Source organism: Actinocrinis sp. (assembly GCF_035938995.1).
Lineage (GTDB): Bacteria > Actinomycetota > Actinomycetes > Streptomycetales > Catenulisporaceae > DASZGI01.
The window spans coordinates 1-3,311 of record NZ_DASZGI010000392.1 but is presented as its reverse complement, the minus strand read 5'-3'; the positions used below and the strand labels follow the sequence as shown (position 1 = coordinate 3,311).

Genomic DNA, 3,311 nt, shown 5'->3' with positions numbered 1-3,311 from the left:
GGCAGCTCGCGGCGCGGCATCTCCGAGACCGCCCGCGTCAGCTCGGCCCGCGCGAACCCGATGTGCCGCGCCTCCTCGACGATGTGAATGCGGTTGACCATCCGCATCAGCGGCTGGATCCGCTCGTCGTCGACCATCTCGCGCTGGAAGCGGTCGATGACCTCCTCGCCGATCAGCACCGCGCCCCACATCGCCGGCCCGTACGCCAGATACGGCAACAGGCGACCCAACCGGTGTACATGCCGCTTGGGTCCGTAGTTCGGCACCCCGATCCGCTCCACCATGCGCGCGAACATCGTCGAATGCCGGCACTCGTCGGCGATCTCGGTGAGGGCGTACTGGATCCGGCGGGTAGTCGGATCGCTTTCGTAGACCAGCTTCGACAGTGTCCGCATGAGCAGGAACTCGAGCCACAGCCCGACCGTCGCGACGCTCGCCGCCTCGTGTTTTCCCAGTTCAAGCCGCTGCTCTGGGCTCAGCGAGCGCCACAGCAGAGTCCCGTAGATCGAGCAGCGCTCCTCCAGCATGTACCCGAGCCCGTCGACGAGCGGCGCCGACCAGTTGATCTCGAGCTCCGGGTCGTATGAGCGAGCGGCGCTGGAGCGCAGCAGCCGCTCGGCGGTGCGGTCCCGCTCTTCGGTCGTCTCTGCCGTCATCGCGAATCTCCCTCCAGAAATTTGCTATAACTTGAAGTAACAGTTACTTCTGGTAGCATGCGCAGCATGAACTCGGCTGTCAAGGGTGCGGCGGGTTCCGGCGCCGGAGCCGGAGCGTCGCATGACGCACGCCGCGACCGGTGGACCGCGCACCGCGACGCACGCCGCCGCGAGTTCGTCGACGCCGCCCTGCACGTCCTGCTGACATCGGGCACTGACCTGCCCATGGAGGCCGTAGCCGCCGAAGCCGGGGTCACCAAGCCCGTCCTCTACCGCTATTTCAGCGACAAAGCAGCACTCATCAACGCGCTCGCCGAGCGGGGCACCGAACTGCTCATCAGCCGCTTGCTGCCGGCGATCAACTCGAGCGGCCCCGCACTCGCCCGCACCCGCGAGGCGATCGGCGCGTACTTCTCGGTGATCGACGAGAATCCGAACCTTTACTGGCTCCTGGCCCGGCGCCCGGCGGTCGAGTGGGCGGACGGCCAGGACCCGGTGCAGCAGGACAAGGAGTTGGTCGCGTCCGCGCTGACCGCGGTGATCGGCGACTACCTGCGTGAGTTCGGCCTCGACTCCGGCGCCGCCGAGCCGTGGGCGTACGGGGTCACCGGCTTGGTGCAGAGCACGGGGGAGTGGTGGCTGCAACGCCGGTCGATGAGCCGTGTGCACGTGGTCGAATACACCACCCGCCTGGTCTGGGGGGCGTTCGCCGGAGTGCTGCGCGACGAGGGCGTCACCATCGACCCGGACCAGCCGCTCCCGGTCCCCAAGCCCAAGCTCCGCGCCGCCGAATAACCGACCCAGAGGGGAGCGCACCGTGCCTGGACTCGATGACGAGGACTGCCACCCCCACGACCGTAACCCCAATGACGATCACACCGATGACAGCTACCAGGGCTCTGCGACTCTCACCGTCGCCGACCACGACTTCCACGTCCACGTCTCCCTGCGCGGCTACTTCGAACCCATAGACGGCCGCTACCACTGGTACGGCCGCCTCGATCCCGACCCCGCCCTTATCTCAGCCCTCGGATCCGGTCGCACCTCTGCGGTCCTGACCACTCCCCACGGCTCCGCCCCCTGCGACATCTCCGAACCGGACCCCTGGAACCGTTATCGCGTCATCGGACTCTCGACGCCCCCCTTCCCCGCCGCCACCACCCCCGCCCCTGACACTCCCTCCACCCCGTCGATGCCATCCCCCTCCCACCCCTACCCCCACCCCCACCTCCACATCGCCATCATCGGCGCCGGCTTCGGCGGACTGGGCACCGCCATCCGGCTACGTCAGGCCGGCATCAAGGACTTCGCGATCTTCGAACGCGCAGACGCCATCGGAGGGACCTGGCGCGACAACACCTATCCCGGCTGCGCCTGCGACGTGCCGTCCCACCTCTACTCGTTCTCGTTCGCCGCGAATCCGCGCTGGTCGCACAGCTTTTCCAGGCAGCCCGAGATCAAGGCATACCTCGAAGACGTCACCGACCGGTACGCGCTGCGCCGCCACATCCGCTTCAACACCGAAGTCACCGAGGCGCGCTGGGACGACGCGGCGAAACACTGGCGGCTATCCACGTCTCGTGGCGACTTCACCGCCGACGCCGTCGTCTCCGCCGCCAGCCCCTTGTCAGAACCCTTGCTCCCAGACATCCCCGGCCTGGCCGCGTTCCCCGGCGAGGTCTTCCACTCCGCCCGCTGGAACCACGATCACGACCTGACCGGCAAGCGCGTAGCCGTCATCGGCACCGGCGCCTCCGCCGTTCAGATCGTCCCCGAACTCCTACCCGCGGTGGGGAGCCTCTTCCTCTTCCAGCGCACCCCCGCCTGGGTCCTTCCCCGCCCCGACCGACACCTCACCGCCGTCGAGCGCCGGATCTACCAACACGTCCCGCCCGTACAGCGCCTCACCCGCCTCGGGATCTACCTCGCTCACGAGTCCAGCGTCGGCGCGTTCGTCAAGCACCCGTGGCAGTTAAAGGTCGCACAGCGCCTAGCCCTGCGCACCTTGAAGAAGACAATCCACGACGAAACCCTGCGGGCCAAGTTGACCCCCACGTATGTGATGGGCTGCAAGCGAGTCCTGCTCTCGAACGATTTCTACCCAGCCCTCAACCGGCCCAACACCACCGTCATCGCCTCCGGCCTCGCCAAGATCGACGGCAGCACCCTGATCGCCCAGGACGGCAGCGCGCACGAGGCCGACGTGCTCGTGTTCGCGACCGGTTTCCACGCCGTGGACATGCCGATCGCCAAGCGCATCCACGGCGTCGGCGGCATGAATCTCGCCGAGCATTGGGCAGGCAACCCCCACGCACTACGCGGCACGACCGTCGGAGGATTCCCCAACCTCTTCCTGATCATCGGCCCCAACACCGTGCTCGGCCACAGCTCGATGGTCCACATCATCGAGTCGCAGCTCAACTACGTGATCGACTACCTGCGCACACTCAAGCGGCGAGGCGTCGCAGCCCTCGACGTCCGCGCCGAAGCCCAAGACCGCTGGTGTGCCGAAGTCGAGCGCCGGATGGCCTCCACCGTCTGGGCCACCGGAGGCTGCGTGAGCTGGTACCTCAACGCCGCTGGCCGCAACCCCACCCTCTGGCCCGCCTCCACCCTCCGCTTCCGCCGCGAAACCAGGCGCATCGACCTCGACGA

3 protein-coding genes are annotated in these 3,311 nt (G+C 67.7%); 2 read left to right on the top strand and 1 reads right to left on the bottom strand.

Translation table 11 applies throughout. From position 1 onward, the window contains the following. A partial coding sequence (locus VGZ32_RS26985) for a diiron oxygenase (RefSeq protein WP_326889032.1) occupies positions 1–656 on the bottom strand: 656 nt, incomplete at its 3' end. Between the two features lie 66 nt (positions 657–722). On the opposite strand from VGZ32_RS26985, the gene VGZ32_RS26980 reads away from it, so the two are divergent. Further along, positions 723–1,451, top strand: a complete 729-nt coding sequence (locus VGZ32_RS26980; RefSeq protein ID WP_326889031.1) for a TetR/AcrR family transcriptional regulator — start codon at positions 723–725, stop codon at positions 1,449–1,451. A 22-nt stretch (positions 1,452–1,473) separates the two neighbouring features. Next, positions 1,474–3,311 (top strand): DUF4873 domain-containing protein (locus tag VGZ32_RS26975; protein ID WP_326889030.1); only part of this gene is annotated, 1,838 nt, incomplete at its 3' end.

Excerpts from the sequence above, each read along its gene's own strand:
- VGZ32_RS26980 (WP_326889031.1), top strand. The coding sequence starts at position 723 with ATGAACTCGGCTGTCAAGGGTGCGGCGGGTTCCGGCGCCGGAGCCGGA.